Genomic DNA, 3,644 nt, shown 5'->3' with positions numbered 1-3,644 from the left:
GTGTTCCTCCTGAAGAAACACGGTCGAATGTGGGAGCGGGCTTGCTCGCGAAAGCTATCTCAGCAGCGACGCCACTCAGGAGTAATGCCGCTTGCCCCACGCCAGGAACCCTTCCAGCAGTTCCTTCAACACCACCCGCGTCGGCTCGGCCAGGTCGGCGCGATAACGGAAGGGCTCAAACTCTTCCATGTAGGTGCACTGCCCCAACTCCAGCTGCACGGCGTGGATGTTCTCGGCCGGGTTGCCGTAGTGACGGGTGATGTGCCCGCCCTTGAAGCGCCCGTTGAGCACATGGCTGTACTGCGGGTGGCCGGCACAGATGGCTTCCAGTTCGCTGGCCAGCTGCGGATCGCAGGCCGCGCCGTTGAAGGTGCCGAGGTTGAAGTCCGGCAGCTTGCCTTCGAACAGGTGCGGGATCACCGAGCGGATCGAGTGCGCATCAAACAGCAGCGCATAACCGAACTCGGCCTTGAGCCGGGCCAGTTCGTTTTTCAGGGTGCGGTGATACGGCGTCCACACCTGCTCCAGGTACGTGGCGCGCTCGGCCTTGGACGGTTCCAGGCCTTCGCGGAACAGCGGCACACCGTCAAACAGCGTCGCCGGGTACAGGCCGGTGGTTGCGCCAACGTACAGCGGCTTGTCGTCTGAAGGCCGGTTCAGGTCGATGACAAAGCGCGAATACTCCGCCGCCAGAGTGCTGGCGCCCAGCGCTTCGGCGAAGTCATACAGCGTGGGAATGTGCCAGTCGGTGTCCGGCAGGCTTTGCGCCTCGGGGATCAGCCCGGCTTGCACCGCCGGCGTCAGGCGCAGCCCCGCGTGGGGCATGCTGATCAGCAGCGGCACACGGCCTTGTTTGAAGTTCAGAACCTTATCCACAGCGGTACTCCTTAAACGGTGACTTCGACGCCGTGGCGCACGACGCGTTTATCCAGCTCGCCACCCAGCCAGTAGGCCAGGTCGGCGGGACGATCAATCTGCCAGGCGACAAAATCCGCGACCTTGCCCACTTCCAGCGAGCCATGGCTGTTGCCCAGGCCCAGGGCGGTGGCCGCGTGTTGCGTGGCGCCGGCCAGGGCTTCTTCCGGGGTCATGCGGAACAGGGTGCAGGCCATGTTCAGCATCAAGCGCACCGACAACGCCGGCGAGGTGCCCGGGTTGAGGTCGCTGGCGATCGCGATCTTCACGCCGTGCTTGCGCAGGGCATCCATCGGCGGCAACTGGGTTTCCCGCAGCAAGTAGAACGCGCCCGGCAGCAGCACCGCGACGGTGCCGGAAGCGGCCATGGCGATGGCGTCTTCCTCGGTCATGAATTCCAGGTGGTCCGCCGACAGCGCCTGGTAACGCGCCGCCAGGCTGGAGCCATGCAGGGACGACAACTGTTCGGCGTGCAGTTTTACCGGCAAGCCAAGTTTCCGGGCGGCGATGAACACGCGCTCCACCTGCTCCGGTGAGAACGCCAGGTACTCACAGAAGGCGTCGACCGCGTCCACCAGGCCTTCCGCTGCCAGCGCCGGGAGCATTTCGGTGCAGATGTGATCGATGTAGGCATCGGCCCGGTCCACGTACTCCGGCGGCAACGCATGCGCCGCCAGGCAGGTGCTGCGCACACTGACCGGCAACTCGGCGCCGAGGCGACGGATCACCCGCAAAATCTTGCGCTCGCTGGCCAGGTCCAGGCCGTAGCCGGACTTGATCTCGACGGTGGTTACACCGTCGCGCAGCAAACTGCGCAGGCGCTTGTGGCCGCTGGCAAACAGTTCATCTTCGCTCGCCGCACGCGTGGCGCGCACGGTGCTGGCAATACCGCCACCGGCCGCTGCGATCTCGGCGTAGCTCACGCCTTGCAGCCGCTGCTCGAACTCGCCGCTGCGATTGCCGCCGAACACCGTGTGGGTGTGGCAGTCGATCAGCCCGGGCGTGACCCACGCCCCTTGCAGGTCATGGGTGGTTGCGTAGCTCGCATCCGGCAGATCGGCGCGCGGGCCGATCCACTCGATGAGCGTGCCCGAGGTAACAATGGCGGCGTCCTCGATGATCGAGTAGTTGCCCTGGGCCATGGTTGCAACGTGGCAGTGTTGCCAAAGCGTTTTCATCAACGCCTCCATTAGGTTATCGATGAGACAAAGCCGGGTCGTAGTGGACCTTGGCCGTTTGCCCGGCGGCGGGCTTGACCCACAGCAGATAGGCGACGATCAGCAAGACGATCCACACGGCGCCGACCATAAGAGCGGCCTGGGTGTCCGGGAAGTAACCCAGCACGCCGAAGATGAACAGCATGAACACGATGGCGGCCGCTGGCGCGTAGGGCCAGAACGGCACCGGGAATTTCAGCTCGGCAATCTGTTCCCTGGTCATCGAGCGACGCATGGCCACCTGGGTGACCAGGATCATCAGCCATACCCACACCGTGGCGAAGGTCGCAATCGAGGCGATGACCAGGAACACGTTTTCCGGGATCAGGTAATTGAGCACCACACCGCCGAGCAACGCGGCGCCCATCACCACTACGGTCATCCACGGCACGCCCTGGCTCGACAGTTGGGCAAAGCCCTTGGGCGCCTGCCCTTGCTGGGCCAGGCCATACATCATGCGACCGGCGCCGAAGATGTCGCTGTTGATGGCCGAGACGGCGGCCGAGATCACCACAATGTTAAGGATGGTCGCCGCCGAGCCTATCCCCAGGTTGCTGAAGATCTGCACGAACGGGCTGCCCTGGCTGCCGATCTGCGGCCACGGGTAGATCGCCATCAGCACAAACAACGTCAGCACGTAGAACAGCAGGATACGCAACGGCACGGCGTTGATTGCCTTGGGGATCACCCGCTGCGGGTCCTTGGCTTCGCCGGCGGTGATGCCGATGATTTCGATGCCGCCAAACGCAAACATCACCACCGCGAAGGACGCGATCAAGCCACCCACGCCGTTCGGCATGAAGCCACCGTGAGCCCACAGGTTGCTGAGGCCGGTAGCGGGTGCTTCGCCCGCCGAGTGAATGCCGAACAGCATGATGCCGAAGCCGCCGAGGATCATTGCGACAATGGCACCGACCTTGAGCAGCGACAGCCAGAACTCCATTTCGCCAAAGACTTTGACGTTGCACAGGTTCAGGCCGCCGATCAGCAACACGATGCCCAGCACCCAGACCCAGCGCGCGACTTCGGGAAACCAGAAGCCCATGTAGATGCCGAAGGCGGTGACGTCGGCGAGGCAGACGATGATCATTTCAAAGGCGTAGGTCCAGCCGAGGATAAAGCCGGCCATCGGGCCCAGGTAGGTACTGGCGTACTGGCCGAAGGAGCCGGACACCGGGTTATGCACGGCCATTTCGCCGAGGGCGCGCATGACCATGAACACCGCGGCGCCACCGATCAGGTAGGCCAGGAGCACGGCCGGGCCGGCCATCTGGATGGCGGAGGCAGAGCCGTAGAACAGCCCGGTACCGATCGCGGAACCGAGGGCCATGAAGCGAATATGTCGGGCGGAGAGCCCGCGTTTTAACGTCTTTTCTTGCTGGTGCATTTCTCGTCCTTAATTATTTTTATCCTGAGAAAATTCGAATCTGTAGAAGATCAAATGTGGGAGCTGTCGAGCCCCAGCGAGGCTGCGATAGCGGTGGGTCAGGCTACGAAAGTGTTGCCTGTTCC

The 3,644-nt window shown here is 63.4% G+C and carries 3 protein-coding genes; all 3 read right to left on the bottom strand.

The window, feature by feature from the left end:
* Positions 1 to 75: 75 nt before the first annotated feature.
* Genes hutG through ACW9I6_RS31440 form a run of 3 tightly spaced genes read right to left on the bottom strand, consistent with a single transcriptional unit; the run spans position 76 to position 3,519 of the window.
* The gene (gene hutG, locus ACW9I6_RS31450) at positions 76 to 876 is read right to left on the bottom strand and encodes an N-formylglutamate deformylase (protein ID WP_457340208.1); all 801 of its coding nucleotides are present in this window, start codon (positions 874 to 876) and stop codon (positions 76 to 78) included.
* Positions 877 to 887: 11 nt separating this feature from the next.
* On the bottom strand, positions 888 to 2,093 hold the full coding sequence (hutI, locus tag ACW9I6_RS31445; RefSeq protein WP_457340207.1) for an imidazolonepropionase: 1,206 nt from the start codon (positions 2,091 to 2,093) through the stop codon (positions 888 to 890).
* A 16-nt stretch (positions 2,094 to 2,109) separates the two neighbouring features.
* A complete protein-coding gene (locus ACW9I6_RS31440) occupies positions 2,110 to 3,519 on the bottom strand; it encodes an amino acid permease (protein WP_003209267.1) in 1,410 nt (469 codons plus the stop codon).
* Positions 3,520 to 3,644 lie beyond the last annotated feature (125 nt).

The sequence above is a fragment of the Pseudomonas sp. SDO5522_S412 genome (assembly GCF_054071215.1).
Note: the sequence above shows the minus strand (reverse complement) of the source record. Positions and strands in the feature narration are given on the sequence as shown.

Bases quoted from the DNA above. Each gene is read 5' to 3' on its own strand.
- hutI (WP_457340207.1), bottom strand. From the start codon at position 2,093: ATGAAAACGCTTTGGCAACACTGCCACGTTGCAACCATGGCCCAGGGC.
- ACW9I6_RS31440 (WP_003209267.1), bottom strand. From the start codon at position 3,519: ATGCACCAGCAAGAAAAGACGTTAAAACGCGGGCTCTCCGCCCGACAT.